At 60.3% G+C, this 403-nt stretch carries 1 pseudogene; it reads right to left on the bottom strand.

What is annotated here, in order from left to right:
- Positions 1–403 (bottom strand): annotated as a pseudogene (locus DCO47_RS26885) (serine 3-dehydrogenase); the annotation flags it as partial.

The raw sequence follows: 403 nt of genomic DNA, 5'->3' as shown, positions 1-403 counted from the left end.
CTTGCCGCCGATCATGGTGTCGAGGCCAGCCCCCCCGACCAGTTGGTTGTTGCCGTCATTGCCGATCAATACGTTGTTCAGCGCGTTGCCGACGGCGTAGTTATTCGCACTGCCGGTGAGCGTGAGGTTCTCCACGTTGGCGGCAAGAGAATAGCTGATCGAGGCGCGAACGGTGTCGATCTCGCTGGCCAGGATGCTGGTCTCGCTGACCACGTCACCGACGTTGTCGACGATGTAGGTATCGTTGCCAGCGCCGCCCGTCATGAAGTCGGCACCCAGGCCGCCGTCGAGTTCGTTGTTGCCATCGTTGCCGTACAGGGTGTTGTTCAGGGCATTACCGGTAGCCTTGAGGTCTGCGGCACCTGCCAGAGCGAGAATTTCGACGTTGTTGCCCAAGGTGTAG

The organism is Pseudomonas sp. NDM (genome assembly GCF_003105095.1).
Lineage (GTDB): Bacteria > Pseudomonadota > Gammaproteobacteria > Pseudomonadales > Pseudomonadaceae > Aquipseudomonas > Aquipseudomonas moraviensis_A.
The sequence above is the reverse complement of the archived record's forward strand: the minus strand, read 5'-3'. Positions and strand labels throughout refer to the sequence as shown.